Origin of the sequence: Clostridium sp. AF29-8BH (assembly GCF_003478145.1) — a bacterium.
Lineage (GTDB): Bacteria > Bacillota > Clostridia > Lachnospirales > Lachnospiraceae > Otoolea > Otoolea fessa.
Map to the genome: position 1 here is coordinate 68345 of NZ_QUEL01000009.1, position 18725 is coordinate 87069.

General features: G+C 47.4%; 15 protein-coding genes and 3 pseudogenes. 15 read left to right on the forward strand and 3 right to left on the reverse strand.

Translation table 11 applies throughout. The features are described from left to right. The first annotated feature begins 23 nt into the window (after nt 1-23). From DWZ16_RS07735 to DWZ16_RS07790, 13 genes and pseudogenes are all read left to right on the forward strand, one after another. Nucleotides 24-3499 (forward strand): annotated as a pseudogene (locus DWZ16_RS07735) (DNA polymerase III subunit alpha). Nucleotides 3500-3766: 267 nt separating this feature from the next. Further along, nucleotides 3767-4740: pseudogene (gene pfkA / locus DWZ16_RS07740) on the forward strand (6-phosphofructokinase). A gap of 143 nt (nt 4741-4883) precedes the next feature. Further along, nucleotides 4884-5282 carry a DUF6145 family protein gene (locus DWZ16_RS07745; RefSeq protein WP_022359305.1) on the forward strand — a complete coding sequence of 133 codons (399 nt, stop codon included), beginning with the start codon at nt 4884-4886 and terminating at the stop codon, nt 5280-5282. Between the two features lie 7 nt (nt 5283-5289). Then, entirely contained in the window at nt 5290-6243 is a 954-nt protein-coding gene (dusB, locus tag DWZ16_RS07750) for a tRNA dihydrouridine synthase DusB (protein ID WP_117795850.1), read from the forward strand. A gap of 219 nt (nt 6244-6462) precedes the next feature. Further along, on the forward strand, nt 6463-6945 hold the full coding sequence (gene greA, locus DWZ16_RS07755) for a transcription elongation factor GreA (RefSeq protein WP_107001044.1): 483 nt from the start codon (nt 6463-6465) through the stop codon (nt 6943-6945). A gap of 24 nt (nt 6946-6969) precedes the next feature. After that, entirely contained in the window at nt 6970-8907 is a 1938-nt protein-coding gene (gene lysS, locus DWZ16_RS07760; protein WP_118522569.1) for a lysine--tRNA ligase, read from the forward strand. 300 nt (nt 8908-9207) lie between these two features. After that, the gene (locus DWZ16_RS07765; protein ID WP_055176454.1) at nt 9208-9732 is read left to right on the forward strand and encodes a flavodoxin family protein; all 525 of its coding nucleotides are present in this window, start codon (nt 9208-9210) and stop codon (nt 9730-9732) included. 372 nt (nt 9733-10104) lie between these two features. Next, nucleotides 10105-10461, forward strand: coding sequence for a winged helix-turn-helix domain-containing protein (locus tag DWZ16_RS16090; RefSeq protein ID WP_243015324.1), 357 nt, complete (start codon nt 10105-10107; stop codon nt 10459-10461). 116 nt (nt 10462-10577) lie between these two features. After that, nucleotides 10578-10817, forward strand: coding sequence for a hypothetical protein (locus DWZ16_RS07775; RefSeq protein ID WP_005609451.1), 240 nt, complete (start codon nt 10578-10580; stop codon nt 10815-10817). Between the two features lie 12 nt (nt 10818-10829). Further along, complete coding sequence (locus tag DWZ16_RS07780) at nt 10830-11198, forward strand: hypothetical protein (protein ID WP_015526702.1); 369 nt, start codon at nt 10830-10832, stop codon at nt 11196-11198. Nucleotides 11199-11238: 40 nt separating this feature from the next. Beyond that, nucleotides 11239-11937 (forward strand): annotated as a pseudogene (locus DWZ16_RS07785) (site-specific integrase). A gap of 245 nt (nt 11938-12182) precedes the next feature. After that, nucleotides 12183-12338 carry a hypothetical protein gene (locus tag DWZ16_RS15435; RefSeq protein WP_182426611.1) on the forward strand — a complete coding sequence of 52 codons (156 nt, stop codon included), beginning with the start codon at nt 12183-12185 and terminating at the stop codon, nt 12336-12338. 116 nt (nt 12339-12454) lie between these two features. Continuing rightward, the gene (locus tag DWZ16_RS07790; protein ID WP_107001034.1) at nt 12455-12934 is read left to right on the forward strand and encodes a type III toxin-antitoxin system CptIN family toxin; all 480 of its coding nucleotides are present in this window, start codon (nt 12455-12457) and stop codon (nt 12932-12934) included. 57 nt (nt 12935-12991) lie between these two features. Here the strand turns inward: DWZ16_RS07790 and DWZ16_RS07795 are convergent, their stop codons facing one another. The 3 genes from DWZ16_RS07795 to DWZ16_RS07805 all read right to left on the reverse strand — a co-directional run bounded on the left by DWZ16_RS07795 (nt 12992) and on the right by DWZ16_RS07805 (nt 17614). Beyond that, a complete protein-coding gene (locus DWZ16_RS07795) occupies nt 12992-14893 on the reverse strand; it encodes a sensor histidine kinase (protein WP_118522558.1) in 1902 nt (633 codons plus the stop codon). A 1-nt stretch (nt 14894) separates the two neighbouring features. Beyond that, on the reverse strand, nt 14895-16757 hold the full coding sequence (locus tag DWZ16_RS07800) for a hypothetical protein (protein ID WP_147353406.1): 1863 nt from the start codon (nt 16755-16757) through the stop codon (nt 14895-14897). A 128-nt stretch (nt 16758-16885) separates the two neighbouring features. Beyond that, nucleotides 16886-17614, reverse strand: a complete 729-nt coding sequence (locus tag DWZ16_RS07805) for a LytR/AlgR family response regulator transcription factor (RefSeq protein WP_118522560.1) — start codon at nt 17612-17614, stop codon at nt 16886-16888. A 341-nt stretch (nt 17615-17955) separates the two neighbouring features. On the opposite strand from DWZ16_RS07805, the gene DWZ16_RS07810 reads away from it, so the two are divergent. Further along, a complete protein-coding gene (locus DWZ16_RS07810; protein ID WP_117499958.1) occupies nt 17956-18345 on the forward strand; it encodes a hypothetical protein in 390 nt (129 codons plus the stop codon). After that, nucleotides 18320-18700, forward strand: coding sequence for a hypothetical protein (locus tag DWZ16_RS07815; RefSeq protein WP_118522561.1), 381 nt, complete (start codon nt 18320-18322; stop codon nt 18698-18700). The genes DWZ16_RS07810 and DWZ16_RS07815 overlap by 26 nt, the downstream gene beginning before the upstream one ends. The last annotated feature ends 25 nt before the right edge of the window (nt 18701-18725 follow it).

Sequence of the window (18725 nt, forward strand, 5' to 3'; positions counted from 1 at the left end):
AAGATCTGAATGGGAGGAAAAAGGTGGCATTTACACATCTGCATGTGCATACAGAGTACAGTCTGCTTGACGCATCGAGTAAAATAAAAGAACTGACCGCCCGGGCGAAGGAGCTGGGGATGGACAGTCTGGCGATTACTGACCACGGCGTCATGTACGGCGTGATCGATTTTACCGGGCAGCCAGGGAAAATGGGATCAAGCCGATCATCGGCTGTGAGATCTATGTGGCGCCCGGATCGCGTTTTGACCGGGAGGCGGGAAGCGGCGAGGATCGCTATTATCATATGATTCTGCTGGCGGAAAATAATACCGGCTATCAGAATCTGATGAAGATCGTCTCCAAGGGCTTTGTCGAGGGATTTTATTATAAACCGCGTGTGGATGACGAGGTGCTGAGAACCTACCATGAAGGCATTATTGCACTCAGCGCGTGTCTGGCGGGCGAGATCCCGAGGTATTTGTCGAGAGGCATGTATGAGGAAGCGTGCAAGTCGGCGCAGAAATACCGCGATATCTTTGGACCGGACAATTTCTTTCTGGAATTGCAGGATCACGGCATCCCGGCGCAGCGGACGGTCAACCAGGGCTTGATGCGGATGAGCCAGGAACTGCAGATTCCGCTGGTGGCGACGAACGACTGCCACTATATTTATAAAGAAGATGTGGAATCGCACGATATTTTGCTCTGTATCCAGACGGGCAAAAAAGTCACGGACGAGAACCGGATGCGCTATGAGGGCGGGCAGTTCTATGTCAAATCCGAGGAGGAGATGCGTGCGCTGTTTCCGTATGCACAGGAAGCACTTGACAACACGCACAAGATCGCCGAGAGGTGCAATGTCGAGATCGAGTTTGGCGTGACGAAGCTGCCGCAGTATGATGTCCCGGACGGATATACGTCCTGGGAATATCTGCAGAAGCTCTGCGGGGAGGGCTTTCACAAGCGCTACCCGAACGACGATGGGACGCTGCGGGAGCGCCTGAGGTATGAGCTGGACGTTATCCATTCGATGGGATATGTCGATTATTTCCTGATTGTGTGGGATTTTATCCATTTTGCAAAATCAAACGGTATCATGGTCGGTCCGGGACGTGGTTCGGCGGCGGGCAGTATCGTCGCGTACAGTCTGGAGATCACGGACATCGACCCGATCCGCTATCAGCTGATTTTCGAGCGTTTCCTGAATCCGGAACGAGTTTCCATGCCTGATATCGACGTCGATTTCTGTTTCGAACGGCGTCAGGAGGTGATCGACTATGTCGTGCGGAAATACGGAAAAGACCGCGTCGTGCAGATTGTTACCTTCGGTACGCTGGCGGCAAAGGGTGTCGTCCGCGACGTGGGGCGCGCGCTCGATATGCCGTATGCACAGTGTGATGCGATCGCAAAAATGATTCCGGGTGATCTCGGCATGACGCTAGACAAGGCGCTCAAAGCCAGTCCGGATCTGCGTGAGGCGTATGAGTCGGACGATTCGGTCAAATATCTGATCGACATGAGTAAACGTCTGGAGGGGCTGCCGAGACATACCTCCATGCATGCGGCGGGGGTTGTCATCAGCCGTGCGGCGGTCGATGAGTATGTGCCGTTGTCCAGGGCATCTGACGGTTCGATCACGACCCAGTTTACGATGACGACGCTGGAAGAGCTGGGACTTCTGAAAATGGATTTTCTGGGTCTTAGAACCCTGACGGTTATCCAGAATGCGGTTCGCCTGGTGGAGAAAACGACCGGAAAACCGCTTGATATAGATAAGATCGATTACAACGATAAAAAGGTGCTGGATTCGATTGGAACCGGCAAAAATGACGGTGTGTTCCAGCTGGAGAGTTCCGGCATGAAAGGATTCATGAAAGAGTTAAAGCCGGAAAACCTGGAGGATCTGATCGCCGGTATTTCCCTGTATCGTCCGGGTCCGATGGATTTCATTCCACGTTATCTGAAAGGCAAAAATGACAAGGCTTCGATTGTCTATGAGTGCCCGCAGTTAGAACCGATTCTGGCGCCGACCTATGGCTGTATCGTCTATCAGGAGCAGGTTATGCAGATCGTGCGCGATCTGGCTGGCTATACCTGGGGACGAAGCGACCTGGTGCGCCGTGCGATGGCAAAGAAAAAAGCGGCAGTCATGGAGAAAGAACGCCAGAATTTCGTCTACGGCAATGCACAAGAGGGCGTAAAGGGCTGTATTGCGAATGGGATCGACGAGAAGACGGCGAACCATATTTACGATGAGATGATCGATTTTGCGAAATACGCCTTCAACAAGTCGCACGCGGCGGCGTATGCGGTTGTCTCCTACCAGACGGCATATCTGAAATATTACCATCCGGTCGAATTCATGGCGGCGCTGATGACCTCGGTCAAGGATAATGTTTCGAAGGTATCGGAATATATCATGAGCTGCCGTCAGATGGGGATGAAGATCATGCCGCCGGATATCAATGAGGGCGAGGGCGGCTTCTCCGTTTCGGACGGTGCGATCCGCTATGGTTTATCGGCGATCAAGAGTATCGGTCAGTCGGTGGTGGATGAGATTGTGCGGGAGCGGACCGAACATGGAAAATTCCGATCGCTGGAAGATTTCATTGACCGGATGTCGGGCAGGGAGGTCAACAAACGCACATTGGAAAGTTTTATCAAATCCGGTGCGATGGACGGGCTGCCGGGAACCCGCAAGCAGAAATGTATGGTCTGCGGTTCGATGGTCGATCAGAAGAATAAAGAGAAGAAAAATACGATGGAAGGGCAGATGTCACTCTTTGATTTTGCAGCGGAAGAGGACAAGAAGAGTTTTCAGATCACATTTCCGAATGTCGGAGAGTATTCGAGGGAAGAATATCTGGCATACGAGAAAGAAATGCTGGGCGTCTACGTCAGCGGGCATCCGCTGGAGGAATATATCGGCACCTGGGAGAAAAATGTGACGGCGAAGAGCTCCGATTTTGTTGTGGATGAGGAGACCGGTTCGGCGGTGGTTCACGATGGCGCGTATGTGACGATCGGCGGAATGATCACCGAGAAAACGGTTAAGACGACCCGGAATAACAAAATGATGGCGTTCCTGACGGTGGAAGATCTGGCGGGAAGTGTGGAAGTGCTGGTATTCCCGAAGGATTATGAAAAACGGCGCGATATGCTGATAAAGGATGAAAAAGTCTTTATCCGCGGGCGCGCATCGGTCGGCGATGAGCCGGTCGGAAAACTGATCTGCGAGCAGATTATCCCATTTTCGCAGGTGCCGCGCGAGCTGTGGATTCAGTATGCGGACAAGGACGCGTATCTGGCGGGAGAGAAAGAACTTCTCGACCTCCTGAAAACAAGTGATGGAAATGACACCGTGATCATTTACCTGGGACGTGAGCGCGCGAAAAAGGTTCTGCCGCGCAACTGGAATGTGCGGGCAGGCGAGGCGCTGGTGACGATGCTCAGCGAGATGCTGGGCGAGAAGAACGTCAAGGTGGTGGAGAAGCCGTTGGGGAAGATTTCTTCATAAGTGTTAAAATTTGCATTGGACATTGGAAGCTTTGGCAACTGGGCACGTATGTGTGAACAGTAACACGCTTTGGCGACATGTTAAAAAAATATCATAAAAAATCTTGAAATGACCTATAAAATGAATTACAATAAAATTGTTTGAAAATTGTGGTAGCACGCAGTGCAGAACAATTTGATATCAGAAGGGTCAAAAGATTCGAAAATAAAACGGCTGGTTCACGGTTGGGGATGTGAAGCGGAAAGCCTTAGGACGGAGGAATAAGCGATGGCAAAAGAGGTTAAAACGATTGGTGTACTGACAAGCGGCGGCGATGCGCCGGGTATGAATGCAGCGATCCGTGCAGTGGTCCGGACTGCGATCAACAAGGGCATGAAGGTAAAAGGTATCATGCGTGGTTACGCTGGACTTTTGCAGGAAGAGATTGTGGACATGGACGGAACCAGCGTGGCAGATACGATTGGCCGTGGCGGTACGATCTTATACACAGCCCGCTGTCCGGAATTTATGACCGAGGAAGGTCAGAAGCGCGGCGCAGAAATCTGCCGCAAGCACAACATTGACGGTCTGGTCGTCATTGGCGGCGATGGTTCCTACCGCGGCGCCGGAAAGTTATCCGCGCTGGGAATCAATACGGTAGGTCTTCCGGGCACGATCGATCTGGATATTGCCTGCACCGATTATACAATCGGGTTTGATACCGCGATCAACACGGCGATGGAGGCGATCGATAAGGTAAGAGATACTTCCACCTCCCATGAGCGCTGCAGTATCATCGAGGTTATGGGACGCCACGCGGGATATATCGCCCTGTGGTGCGGTATCGCTAACGGCGCCGAGGATATTCTGCTTCCGGAGCGGTACGATGGCAATGAGCAGATGCTGATCAACCGCATCATCGATAACCGGAAACGCGGCAAGAGACATCATATTATCATTAATGCCGAGGGCATCGGACATTCCGCGTCGATGGCGAAGCGAATCGAGGCGGCAACCGGCATCGAGACACGTGCGACGATCCTTGGTTATATGCAGCGAGGCGGCGCGCGACCTGTAAAGACCGCGTCTATGCGTCCATCATGGGCGCCAAGGCGGTGGAGCTGCTGGAAAAAGGAAAGACCAACCGCGTGGTAGCGTATAAGCACGGCGAGTTCCTGGATTTTGATATTCAGGAGGCGCTGAATATGAAGAAGGATATTCCGGAAGATCAGTATGAGATTAGTAAGCTGCTGATTCGTTAAGGAATTTGATGGCTGCTTGTGAGATGGGCTGGCATATGAACGGAGAACAGGCTTCTCAGGGATAAAGGGAGAGCCTGCTCTCCGTTCGTGCGTCAGCCCTGTTTGTGGGCAATGGAAAATGAAACAGATGGAGGTGCAAGAAAATGGCAGAAATGCAGAATCCCAATACAGATGGGGACTCCACCGTACTCTGCGGTGCGAATTCGTATGTGGAAAAATATTATCTGAATGAGCAGTTTTCGGGGCTGCCGGAGTCAATTAAGCAGGAATTGCAAATCATGTGTGTTATGTACACAGAGGACATCGGCGGTATTATTTTGCTGGAGTTTATGCCGGATGGCAGACTGCAGTTTAAGGTTGAGGCGGAGGAGAATGATTACCTCTTTGACGAGATCGGAAGCGCGCTTAAAATCAAGCAGTATCAGGCGGAGAAGCGTGAGCTGCTGGAATCGCTGGAGCTGTATTATAAGGTGAAGGTGCTGGGAATCCCGGCGGACGAACTGTTAGATGACGAGCAGATGGAACGGTATCAGGAAGATTAGAAATAAAATGAAGATTGGAAACGTAGAATTAAAAAATGCAATCGCCCTTGCGCCGATGGCAGGTGTGACGGATCTGCCGTTCCGTCTGCTCTGTAAGGAGCAGGGATGTGGTTTGATGTACACGGAGATGGTCAGCGCGAAGGCGCTTCTTTATAAGAACCGCAATACAAAGCCGTTATTAGAGACGCGGCCGGAAGAAGAGCCGGTTGCGGTGCAGCTGTTTGGCTCAGATCCGGAGATTATGAGCGAGATGGCGCTGCAGCTGGAGGAAGGACCGTATGCCATCATCGACGTCAACATGGGTTGTCCGGTGCCAAAGATTGTCAATAACGGCGAAGGTTCGGCACTGATGAAGGATCCGAAGCTGGCAGAGCAGATTTTGACGGCGATGGTAAAGAAACTTCATAAACCGGTTACGGTCAAATTCCGCAAGGGATTTAATGATTCGAATATCAATGCGGTTGAGTTTGCGAAGATGGCAGAGAGCTGCGGCGTGGCGGCGGTAGCCGTGCATGGACGGACGAGAGAGCAGTATTATTCCGGAAAGGCGGACTGGGACATTATCCGTCAGGTCAAAGAGGCGGTTTCAATCCCGGTCTGGGGAAACGGTGATGTATTTACACCGGAAGATGCCAAGAGAATGAAGGAAGAAACCGGCTGCGACGGCATCATGGTGGCGCGCGGCGCGAAAGGAAATCCATGGTTGTTTAAACGGATTCTCCACTATCTGGAAACCGGAGAACTTCTGCCGCCGCCGACTGCGGAGGAAGTAAAGAGGATGATTGTCCGCCATGGGACGCTTCAGACGGAATTTCGCGGCGAGGAGATCGCAATGCGGGAGATGCGTAAGCACGTGGCATGGTATACGGCAGGATTTCCACATTCGTCGGCGCTTCGCAATGATATAAACCAGGTGGAGACGCTGGAGGAGCTGGAACGGCTGGTGGATGAGAGAATTTAAGAGAAGGATGAATGTGTGGAATCAAAACGATGGTTGTGTTACATGGGTGGACGAAATCGGAAGGCACAGAAAAAGCACGAAAATGTAGGATTTTCCCTTGTTTTTAAAGCCATTATGGCACTTTGTGATTCTTGACATTACACCAAGAATCATGTATAATAGTGCGATGCAATTATTAGGGGATTCAATGATGAATCGATAGAAGGAAGGATAGCTGTCATGGCAGAAAAGAAGAACATTTTAACTTACACAGGATTGAAAAAGTATGAAGATGAACTTCATGATCTGAAAGTAAATAAACGCCAGGAGATCGCACAGAAGATCAAAGAGGCGAGAGAGCAGGGCGACCTGTCTGAGAACGCTGAGTATGATGCAGCAAAAGATGAACAGAGAGACATCGAGGCAAGAATCGTAGACCTTGAGAAACTGTTGAAAAACGCAGAGGTTGTTGTTGAGGATGAGATCGATCTGGATAAGATCAGCATCGGATGCCAGGTAAAGGTACTGGACGTCGAAGAGGATGAAGAGATGGAATTTAAGATCGTAGGTTCCACCGAGGCAAACAGCTTAGATGGTAAGATCTCCAACGAGTCTCCGGTTGGTCGTGCCCTGCTTGGCAAGAAAGCTGGCGAGACCGTAGACGTAGAGACACAGGCGGGCGTTATCCAGTACAAGATCCTGGACATCCAGCGAGTATCATAAAGAGACGAAGGAGTGAAAGAGAAAGTGGCAGAGCAGAATCAGCAGAATAAGAACGAGGAGAAGGACTTAAATCAGTTATTAAAGGTGCGCCGCGAGAAACTGAAAGACCTTCAGGACAACGGAAAGGATCCGTTCCAGATTACAAAATTTGATGTAACTGCACACAGCAGCGAGATCAAGGATAACTTTGAGCAGATGGATGGCAAAGAGGTTACGATCGCAGGACGTATGATGTCCAAACGTGTGATGGGTAAGGCATCTTTCTGCAATGTGCAGGATTTAAAGGGCAATATCCAGTCTTATGTTGCCAGAGACAGCGTAGGCGAAGAGGCTTATAAAGATTTCAAGAAGATGGATATCGGTGATATTGTCGGAATCAAAGGTACCGTATTCCGCACCAAGATGGGAGAGATCTCCGTTCATGCAGAGTCCATCGTACTGCTGTCCAAGAGTCTGCAGATTCTGCCGGAGAAATTTCACGGACTGACCAACACGGATATCCGTTATCGTCAGAGATATGTGGATCTCATCATGAATCCGGAAGTAAAAGACACCTTTGTAAAACGTTCTCAGATCCTCAAGGAGATCCGCAATTTCCTGGATGGACGCGGATTTATGGAAGTGGAGACTCCGATGCTGGTAGCGAATGCCGGCGGTGCGGCTGCACGTCCGTTTGAGACCCATTATAATGCTCTGGATGAAGATGTAAAACTGCGTATTTCTCTGGAACTCTACTTAAAGAGACTGATCGTAGGCGGCTTAGAGCGTGTTTACGAGATCGGCCGTGTATTCCGTAACGAGGGTGTTGATACCCGTCACAACCCGGAATTTACCCTGATGGAGCTGTATCAGGCATACACCGACTATGAGGGCATGATGGAACTGACCGAGAGTATGTTCCGCTATCTGGCTGAGAAAGTCTGCGGAAGCTCTGTCATCAGCTATAACGGCACTGTGATTGATATGTCTAAGCCGTTCGAGCGCATCACCATGATCGATGCAGTTAAGAAATACTCCGGCGTTGATTTCAACACTGTTAAAACTGACGAGGAAGCAAAGGCAATCGCAAGAGAGCACAATGTTGTATTTGAGGAGCGCCATAAGAAGGGTGATATCATCAACCTGTTCTTCGAAGAGTTCTGCGAGGAGAAGATGATTCAGCCGACCTTCGTTATGGATCACCCGGTTGAGGTATCTCCGCTGACCAAAAGAAAACCGTCCAATCCGGAGCTGGTTGAGCGCTTCGAGATGTATATCTACGGCCGCGAGATGTGTAACGCATACTCTGAGTTAAATGATCCGATCGATCAGAGAGAACGTTTCAAAGCACAGGAAGAGGCTTTTGCTGCTGGCGATGAGGAAGCAAATCATACGGATGAAGACTTCCTGAACGCACTGGAGATCGGTATGCCGCCGACAGGTGGTATCGGATACGGTATCGACCGTCTGGTTATGCTGCTGACCGATTCCCAGGCAATCCGTGACGTACTGCTGTTCCCGACAATGAAGTCACTGGACGCTGACAAGAAGGCAAATAAGACTTCCGAAGCAGCTCCAGCAGAGGCTGAAAAACCGGTTGAAAAGATTGATTTTTCTAAGGTAAAAGTCGAGCCATTGTTTGAAGAAATGGTTGATTTTGATACATTCAGCAAGTCAGATTTCCGTGCAGTAAAGGTTAAAGAGTGCGTTGCAGTACCGAAGTCAAAGAAGCTGTTACAGTTTACTCTTGATGACGGAACAGGCACAGACAGAACCATTTTAAGCGGTATTCATAGCTTTTATGAGCCGGAAGAACTGGTTGGAAAGACTCTTATTGCTATCACAAATCTTCCACCGAGAGCTATGATGGGCATTGACTCTTGCGGTATGCTCCTCAGTGCTATCCACGAAGAAGAAGGCGAAGAAAAGCTCCATCTTCTGATGGTTGATGACCACATTCCAGCAGGTGCAAAGCTTTATTAAGATGAGAAACTGAGCCTTGCGGCGGTGTGCGCTTGCGAACACCGACATAAGGCGAAAAACGCACGGAGACGCCAGTCGACGTGATGTAAAGATGTACCGTTTTACCGAATAGACGGGACGTACTTCATTTGATAAAAAACTAAAAAAACAGCGATTTACATCAAACTTACATCAATTGATGCAGAAATCGGTGCAAGCAAGAAAAAATCGCATAATTAGTGCAATGAGTGGGCAATTCCAATCGGAGTTGCCCATTTTAAAACAAACAGAAATACAAATCGGAAGTTGGAGGATACACGCATGAAAATTGTAATCATTAATGGAAGTGCCAGAAAAGGAAATACGCTGGCAGCAATCAATGCATTTATAAAAGGAGCGTCAGAAAAGAATAAAATTGAAATCATTGAACCCGACAAACTCAACATTGCACCATGCAAGGGATGTGGTGTCTGTCAATGCTCTAAGGGATGCGTCGACAAGGATGATACAAATTCTACAATTGATAAAATTGCTGCCGCAGATATGATTCTTTTTGCTACACCAGTTTATTGGTGGGGAATGTCAGCACAATTGAAACTTATCATTGATAAGTGCTACTGCCGTGGATTGCAGTTAAAAAACAAAAAAGTTGGCACAATTGTTGTAGGTGGTTCTCCCGTAGGCAGTATCCAGTATGAGCTGATTGATAAGCAGTTTGACTGTATGGCAAAATATCTTTCATGGGATATGCTTTTCAAAAAATCATATTATGCAACAGCCAGAGATGAACTTGAAAAAAATAAGGATTCCATGAACGAACTTGAGTGGATCGGAAAAAATTTATAAAGCACACACCAAATTCCAGTTTGCCAACTTGCCCTTTGAGAGAGGAGAAATCCTTTTCTCAAAGGGTTTTTTCTATTTATACGGATATTCGCAAACTACAAGATAAAGCCAAAACTTCATATACTCTAAGCACAAGGAGGTTGAGGTTTGGCTATGAATAACAGTTTAGCAGAAGTACACCCGGAGCTTGTTTCGGAGTGGTCGGAGAAGAACTTACCGCTTACACCTGATACTTAAATGAAGAAGAACGAAGCCCAGTGATACAATCACTCATTGCACTGAAGAACAATTTAGCAGCTCAGGGACGATACACCGATGCAGTAGATGATGTTCTATGTAAAGTGCTTGAAGCAAAGAAAAAGAAATTGAAAATTGAATACATTTAGAACGTGTTTTGTCGTCTGTTTCCTAACCGGAGCAGGCGGCTTTTTTTATTTCGAAAAATTTTTTGAAAAATTTTTTGAAAAGCAGCGATTTTGGGTGTGCATTTCATACCCCTTTGTCCAAATGAGTGAAGTCCTTCAGGAAGCAGGTGGACAGTTAGAGCGTTCTGAAATTAGAGACAGAATTAGTGAGTTAGATGAGCATATTGCTGAATTTGAACAGAAACTATATACATCTAATAAAACAGGAAATCAGTACAAAAAATTTGATTTTAAGTTTAATTTTGCTATTAAAGAGCTTAGTTATGTCGGACTCATCTGCCACCTGCCGTCTGCCGGTGCATGAATACATTCAAGTATCAGGAGTAAGTAAAAGTAGATTGACAGATAATATAGAAAAGCGTATTATAATAATAAGAGGTGGGATTTCCCACACAAATACTTGCGTAGGAGGTGTTGATAATGGAAGCAATGAAAGATTATGTTGCTCATCTGGACAATAAAAAAAGGATTACCCTCAGAGGAGCTGCTTATCAGTATTATAATGTAAAAGAATATGGAAATGGCTGCATTATTCTGGAACCTCGGGAACTGGCAGTGCCAGAGAGCATTTCAGCCAGAACCCTGGCAGATATGGATCGTGCAGTAAGTAACTTTAAAAGAGGAGATGTTTCTCCGGCTATTGACCTGTCAGATTTTTAAAAGGAACAAAGAATGAACTTTAATATACGAATGGGAATTCCTGAAATGCAGGAACTTTGGTTAGATCTGCAGGAGAAATATCGTTCTGGGAATATAAAAAAGAAGGAAGAACAGTTGTATAAAAAATGGGGAAAGGCTTTAAAGCTGCTATCGGCAGATCCAGGGTATCCAAGTCTTCAAACCCATGAAATAGAGCCATTGTCCAGACGTTATGGAATGAAAGTGTGGCAGTCTTATCTGGAAAATAAAACCAGTGGCGCAATGAGAATGTACTGGGTTTATGGACCAGATCAGAAAGACATTACGATTATCGGATTGGAACCACACCCGGAAGATAAGAAAAATGGTGCATACGACCGAATTTCACTGTCGGATTTATAGAATAAAACTGAATATGGAACTTAACACGAGCAGTTAGTCTATGAAAAATAGGTTAGCTGCTTTTTTCATGCAAAAAGGTGAATCACAGGGACGTTCAGACGGAAGATATGTATATACTTATACGGATCCTCTCGGAAGACGTAAATATGTTTATGCACAAGACCTTGTAACGCTTCGGGAAAAAGAAGCACAGCTCATGAAAGATCAGATGGACGGTCTGGATATATAATCTAACGTATTATCCGGTAGGAGAAGACCGGGCATTGGAAAATCACATTTCAACGCCGAAAACAGAAGCCGGAATGCGTACGATTCCCATGTTGGATACAGTGAAAGATGCTTTTGAAATGATCTGGGAAGAGCAGAAAGAAAATGGCTGGACAGATGCAGAGATTGATGGGATGACAGGCTTTGTTTTCTGTAACCGTTATGGAAATATAATGAATGCCCAGTCAGTTAATCGGGCAATCAAGAGAATCTCATCTGCTTATAACGCAACATAAGAAATAGAGGCAAAAAAAGAGCATCGGGAGCCGGTGCTGTTGCCGGATTTTTCAGCGCACAGCTTGAGACAGACATTTTGCACAAGGCTTTGTGAAAGAAAAACGAACCTGAAAATAATCCAGTCGATCATGGGGCATAAGGATATTCAGACCACTGTGGATATCTATGCAGAAGCGACAGAGAAAAAAAACAGGAAACATTTGAACATTTGGCTGCAACAATGGATGTATTTTAAGAAGGGCTTATGAACCCTTTCATCTGACAACAGAAATAACCAAATGACATCAAATTGACAACAGATATGATTTGACAATGATTCATCATGAATGGTGATGAAGAGAAGACAATTTAATAGAAATAGCACAGCGAAGCATCACGAAGGGTAATGAAGAAAAATTAAAAAAATTCCCGACGATGAAGAGTTTGGAGAAATAAAATGCCGAAAACAGGGCGTTTTCAAGCAATTTAAGAGGCTTAAATTTGTATTTTACGACAGAGTTACGACAAATGATGAGCCATGATATAGTAAAAAATATTTCTAAACTTAAAAAACAGGTTGCTAAATTCAGAGAAACTGTATATACTAAGGATAGAAGTAAATGTTTGCCGCTTGCTGATGGTGCGGGGTATAAATAATTCAGTTCGTAAATGAAGCCACTTGCTATACAGGTGGGATAAAAATAGTATAGTTTGTAAATGTTCCCCATCAGTGAATGCTGATGGGGAATTTTATCACATAGGAAAGGTTATTTATGGAGATACAACAGGGATATTCGTATCATATCAAGGATGAATTTTTTGACTTGGTTCAGGATAAATATTTGATGAGTAATAAGGAACAGGGGAACTATCGTCCTCATTACTATGCAATTCAGGATAGAAAAAATCCAAAATTGTATTGGATGATACCAATTAGCTCACAAGCTGAGAAATACAAGGAAATCGTTGAAAAGAAAAAGAAACGATATGGTAAATGCAATACGATAGTGATTGGATTATTTGCAGGGAAAGAAAATGCTTTTTTGATACAGAATACATTTCCTGTTATTGAAAAATATTTTGACCATGTTCATACGATTCAGGAACAGCCTGTAACGATACATAAAAAGTTGGATAAGGTACTTGTTGAAAATCTGAATGAAGTACTGGCTATGTATAATCGTGGAATAAAATTGACTTTTACGGGTATTAAAGCGATTAGGAATATTATGGAAGAAGAACTTGGAAAATAGAGAGGACACCATGCTTATGCAAATGTAAGTAATGGTGTCCTTTTGTATGAGCAATGTTTATAAACCCACTGTAATTCCAACAAGAAAGGATTCTTCACCGGGAACGAGATCGAGATCACCGCCATGGCTTTCAATGATTTTTCGGACAGAGGAAAGCCCGATTCCATGATCAGCAGATGTACCCTTTCGGGAGAGGAATGTTTTTCCCTCTTGCAAGGCCAGACCGTCGTAAGTGTTTTCAATCTTCAAAAAGTACATATTGCCTCTGGTTTCGCCTGCAATGAAAACGCGGCGCACCCCTTGCTTTTGGCGGCTGCACGCCTCAACGGCATTGTCCAAAAGATTGCCCAGCACCGTACACAGTTCCACATCGGTAAGCGGCATCTGATCGGGAAGATCGAGCCGCACCTGAAATTCTGTCCCCTGTGTCTGCGCCATGCCGTAGTAGTATTCAATCAGCGCATTTACGACGGGATTTTTGCAGAACTGGGCAGGGGAGTGACCCGATGATGCCGCAACCTGTTCCTCTACCTGTAACAGGAAGGAGCAGATCTCTGTCTGCCCACGTTCAGAGGCCATGCGGTCTATGGTGCGCAGATGGTGTTTGATGTCGTGGATCAGCCTTCTGTTTTCTGCCGCTGCTTCAGAAACCTGACGGCTGTATTCGGTCTGCATAGAAAGCTGACGGATGACCTGCTTGCGTTCTTCCTGGAAAATCAGGCTGTTTCCATATCCTTCTATCACATCGCGCCAGAGGGAATAACCGATGGCTGCTGCTATGAAAAAGCTGCCCCATTCCAAAAACCAACCGCCGATAACCGGCTCATAAACCGGCAGAAGGCGATCCCATATAAAGGCGCAGGTTGCGGCTGCCGCAGCATAGAAGATCGGCCTGCTCCGTTTTTCTCCTCTGTGAATGGCAAGCACAGCGATGATAAGCAGATAGAGCGCAGATGCCGCCTTATAACAAAAGACCGATGCAGAGAAGAAACGAATCGCTCCAAGGGAGAGATGGGAAGCCATCATGCCATACACAAACGCATATACCAGGAAGACAGCGCCCACTCCATTACTGATGGCCGCAGGCAGGAAGCCCGGCCTGCATATCCGGTTTTGCAGAACTACGATCAGCCAGGTAACCAGATAGATACAGAACAGTTCAATCGTGTACCAGGGGAATACGGAAACCGCAGCCAGCATATGAAGCACAGGATAGGATGACAGGCCGCACATGGCAAGGCAGATCAGTCCGAACAGGAATGTATTTTTCTGTTTCATCCGGCGGCTGAAATAAAAGGACAGCAGCGCACAGACAAAGGTAACTGTACAGCTGAACAGGCAGAATGCAAACCGGATTCCTCTGGTTGTATTGACCGCCAGCATCGTTCCGAAAGCAGGCGGATAGACAATCCCTCCGTAAAAGTGGTCATAGTTGCTGACCGCTATGGTGAGTGTGACCGGTTTTCCGCCATGAAAAGTGACCATGCGGTTTTGAACCAATGGTGTCCCCTGTGCCGGTTCCCCCATTTGCAGGATCAGGTCATGATCCAGATAAAGGTTGTAAGCAGAAAACACTTCCGGGATTTCCAGCGCATATGTTTCCTTCCGTTCCGGCAGAAAGAATGTCATCTGATAAGTCCCGCAGCCATAGGGAGAAGGGTTTGCAGGGCTGGAGAAATTGGTCTGCTCTCCGATGGAAAGGTAGCGCATATAATGGCTTTCATCCCGTATTTCTTCCGGGGTCAAAAGCGCGTCAGGATAAAATGCCCAGCCGGATACCAGAAAGCGCACCGGTGACTTTTGAAGTTCTTCCTCAGAAAGCGCCAGAATCCCATTTGCCGCCTGGATTGTGTTCTGGCTATATTTATTATTGAACTGATACAGGCCAAGAAAAAACAGGGATGAGCACAGGCAGACCATACATAAGGCAGCATATTTTTTTACCGCAGAAGATACCATCTTATTTTCGCCTCCTCCTTAGGAAAAACACACCGGCAGACAGAAGAAGCAGACAGGCCGGAATCAAAAGGAGTATGGGCGACCGGCTATGCTCTGTGTCGGCGGCCTGTGCCAGGGAAACGGCATCTTCCTTTCCCACAATGGTGTATGCCCCTGTATGGCTGATCTGAAAGGAGACGGCTTTTGCCGCATCGTCATAACCGGTCATGGGAATTTCCACGCCGCTTTCATCACAGAGGAACCATGTGCCGGCTGCCGGGTCATTTGGACAGGGCAGCATGACAGAAACATCCGGCAGGGAGCTGAGTGCAGTTCCATTGATGGAAAACGAAAAAGAAAAACCGCCGTCCGTATCCTTTTGGATGATGACTTCAATCTGATCTTCGTTTTGGATGCCCTCCGGCAAGGCGTCTTTTGGTATGCTGATGGTGATTCCCTGTTTGGAAAAGACGGCTCTTTGCTCCCCTGTTTGCAGCATCATCAAAAAGCGCGTGCCGGAAATCCGGTCGGTGGTTTCATCGAAGAACTCTGAAAAATCAGGGCTTTTGGAATCCGCATCTTCCTCTGTATCACCGTTTGCCTGTTCCGATGGGAAATCGTCTTTATCTATATCTATGGAATCATCCTTTCCCTCCAAGGATGGCTCGGAAGACTTGTGGGATGGTTCATGATCCGCAGGATCATTTTCTTCACTGACAGGTGGTGTTTTTTCAGAATCGTTGGAATCCACTCTGCCGCCATTTGTTGCAGGCGGTTTTGGAGGCTTTGTGGAGGGCCTGTCTGCGAAACCGTCATCCTGATCGTCGGTATCTTCAGGAGGCGGTTGAATGATGGTATCGGGTGGATTCCCGCCTGCATCCCCTCCATCCCGGTCGCCTTCATGATACCCCTCAAGGACAATTTCATCTGCGTAGGTAAAGGACAGGATGCCGGTCTGTCCGCCGTCATAATCCACCTGAAGGCGGTAACTGCTGCCCGGTGCCAGCAGACGGGTAGCAATCGAGAGCATTTCCTGACCCACATAAACGCCACTTTCCAGACGGTTCCATGAACCGTTGTTTTTGGACAGCCATACGCTGATCTCATCCAGTTCCCCCGGCGGTGTGACCCAGGGAAAATGAAGGTTTCCTCTGGCGGACAGAAAGCAGTTAATGTCCGGTCTGCCTGGAGCCTGTACAGAAACAGGAATTGAGATTTCAGGGAAAGCAATTCCCTTTGCAAACGCAGTATTTGCTGGTGCGGTCAGCTTTCCAATGGCATGGTACAGTCCCACAGTATTCAAATCAATACCAGAAAAATCCCATTCCACCACAGCGGTGTAGCTGGTTCCATTTTCCGCATAGCATTCCAGATAGTAAGGGGAAAAGGCAAACAAATTTTCCAGCGTTTCGGTTTCGCTGTCCTGTTGAACCGCAAACGCGTCCGTATAAGGATACCATTGCTCTATGGAGGTAATGACAGCAGGCGGCATTTCTTTCACCCGGACGGAAATCTGAAGCTCCTGCAAGACAGCTTCACCAAAGGCATACCCCTCCGGCAGTTTAATCCGACCTGCTGCGGTATATTCGCCTGGAGTGGTCTGGTCAATGGCCGAAAAATCCCATGCGACAGAAAATGTTTCCTGCCGGATTTCTTCACCTGCTGTTACCGTGGCGCAGACGGTTTGATACCGAAGGGCCAGCTGATAAATGTCCTCCAGGTCATCATCAGACGGTGTGGTTCTAAGGGGCAGGGTGAAATCTGGCAGGGAGAGCAGTTCGTCTTCCTTTTGTATTTCTGTGACAAGGACGAGGGATACTTCTTCCGATGCTTCCGGGGTTTTGCTCTCCAGTGTCCCTGGAGTCTCGCTTTCTAAATCCTGCAAAATCTCCCTTCTTTCATCGGCATTGGATGGGGTTGCAGTTTCGGCGGCAAATGCGGGGATACTGCAGGTGAAGCAGAGGAGACAGGCCAGACAGCCCTCCAGAATACGCCTGTGCATTTGCTTCATTCTCATACGATACCCCCCATTCCAGAGAAAACATATTGACGGTAGGATTCCCGCAGCTGTTTTCCATTGCGGAGGGCAATCGGAAGTTCCTCCCCGTTTATCAAACGGAAGGTCTGACTGTCAACCTGGCTGATGTAATCCATGTTGATTAAAATGCCCCGGTAGCAGGGCAAAAAACGCTTGTCCTTCTGCAATGCGGCAGTAACCTCCTGAAAGCCTCCGCTTACCGGTATCACGCGTTCTGCCGTATGAATCCGTGTCATACGGTTTTGATAATCTATGTATAGAATCTTCTCTGTGGGAAGTTCCAGCTTTTGACGGTCAGCCATAACCGAAAGTGTCATCACTTCATAGGGCGGTTTTAGCTGGCACAGCTCCATCGCTTCTTCAAAATCTGCCTGATGGAGCGAAAGCGGCTTCAGCAGATAATAGCTGGCGGACAGGCTGTACCCCATCCGGGCATAATCTTCTGTAATGGTCAGAAAAACAATCTTACAAAGCCTGTTTTTCTGGCGCAGCCTTCTGGCGGCCTCTATTCCATCCATGTTCTCCATATAGATGTCCATAAAGACAAGCTGAAAATTGACCTGGGCGGCAGCTTTCAGAAAATTCTCTCCGTCCTCAAATTCTGTCAACGTATAGTCCAGCTGATGCTTTTTCATATAATTTTCCAGGCAGACAGACAGTTCTTCTCTGTCCTCTGCTCTGTCATCCACAATCGCAATCTGCATCGTGCCATCTCCTTTGCACAATAATTCAATATTAGTATAACATAAAACCGCAGGAAAAACTTGCGTCTTAAACAGGAAACCTGCGTCTTAAACAAAGTCGGTTGCATTTCTCTTGACAAGATGCTACTCTAATTATACTACCAGACTTTCCGATGAGAAGGTCTGGTTTTTTTATGTGACAGGAAATTCTGAAGAATTCCCTGTCACATAAAAAAGGCACTAACGTGCCAAAGATGCGCACTTGCGCGAAGATGTAGATTGTCGCAAGCGACCGCGCAAGGCGCAAGAATGTGCCAAGGCACATTCTTTCTTGTTTTTCTTTTCAGGAAAGGAGGCTCAGCATGAAAATCGCACTTTGTACGGAATTAAGGAATGCAGAATGGTTTGAGAGCAGGCTGCGCTCCCTTTTTGCTGGGGACGGACAGCTTGTCATCGACGAGCTATGGAATGAGAAGCAGCTATCTCAGGCATTGCGGCGGAGCCGATATCATGCGGTTGTCATCGCCATGACCGGGGCAAGGGGATTGGAGGCTGCCATTCAGGCAAAGCAGCTGGCACCGGAAACACCGCTTGTCTGGTGGAGCGATGATAAAAACTTCGCCCTGATCGCGTATCAGCTTCGTATCCCGGCATTCCTCTCCATAGATTGTAGTGATCAGGAGCTATATGAGGCGATGGAGCCCATCAGGAAACGGAGGTATGGAAATGCGAATTGCGCTATGCAGCTATAGTCAGAAGGAGAAAGAAACGGCGTTACTGATGAAGCTTGGCAAAGTAGACCGCTTTGACAATGGCGTATTCTGCGTCTATGCCATGCAGCGGGATGGGCCTTATGATGCTGTGGTGGTCATGGAGGACGGAGCCAGGGGAATGAATTTCTGCATGAGCATACGAGGGTACAGCAAGGATGTCCCGCTCCTGTGGATCAGCGACCAGGCAGAATTTGAACCCCAAAGCCGCAGGATGCAGGTAGACGACTTTTGGGTGAAGCCCGTTACAGAGCATCAGCTGGGGGAAGCAGTCTCCCGGCTTTTTCAGGGAAAAAGGGGAAGTAATGAATCAGGTGAGGAGGAAACGTATGAATAAAAAATATTACCGGAGAGAACAAAAC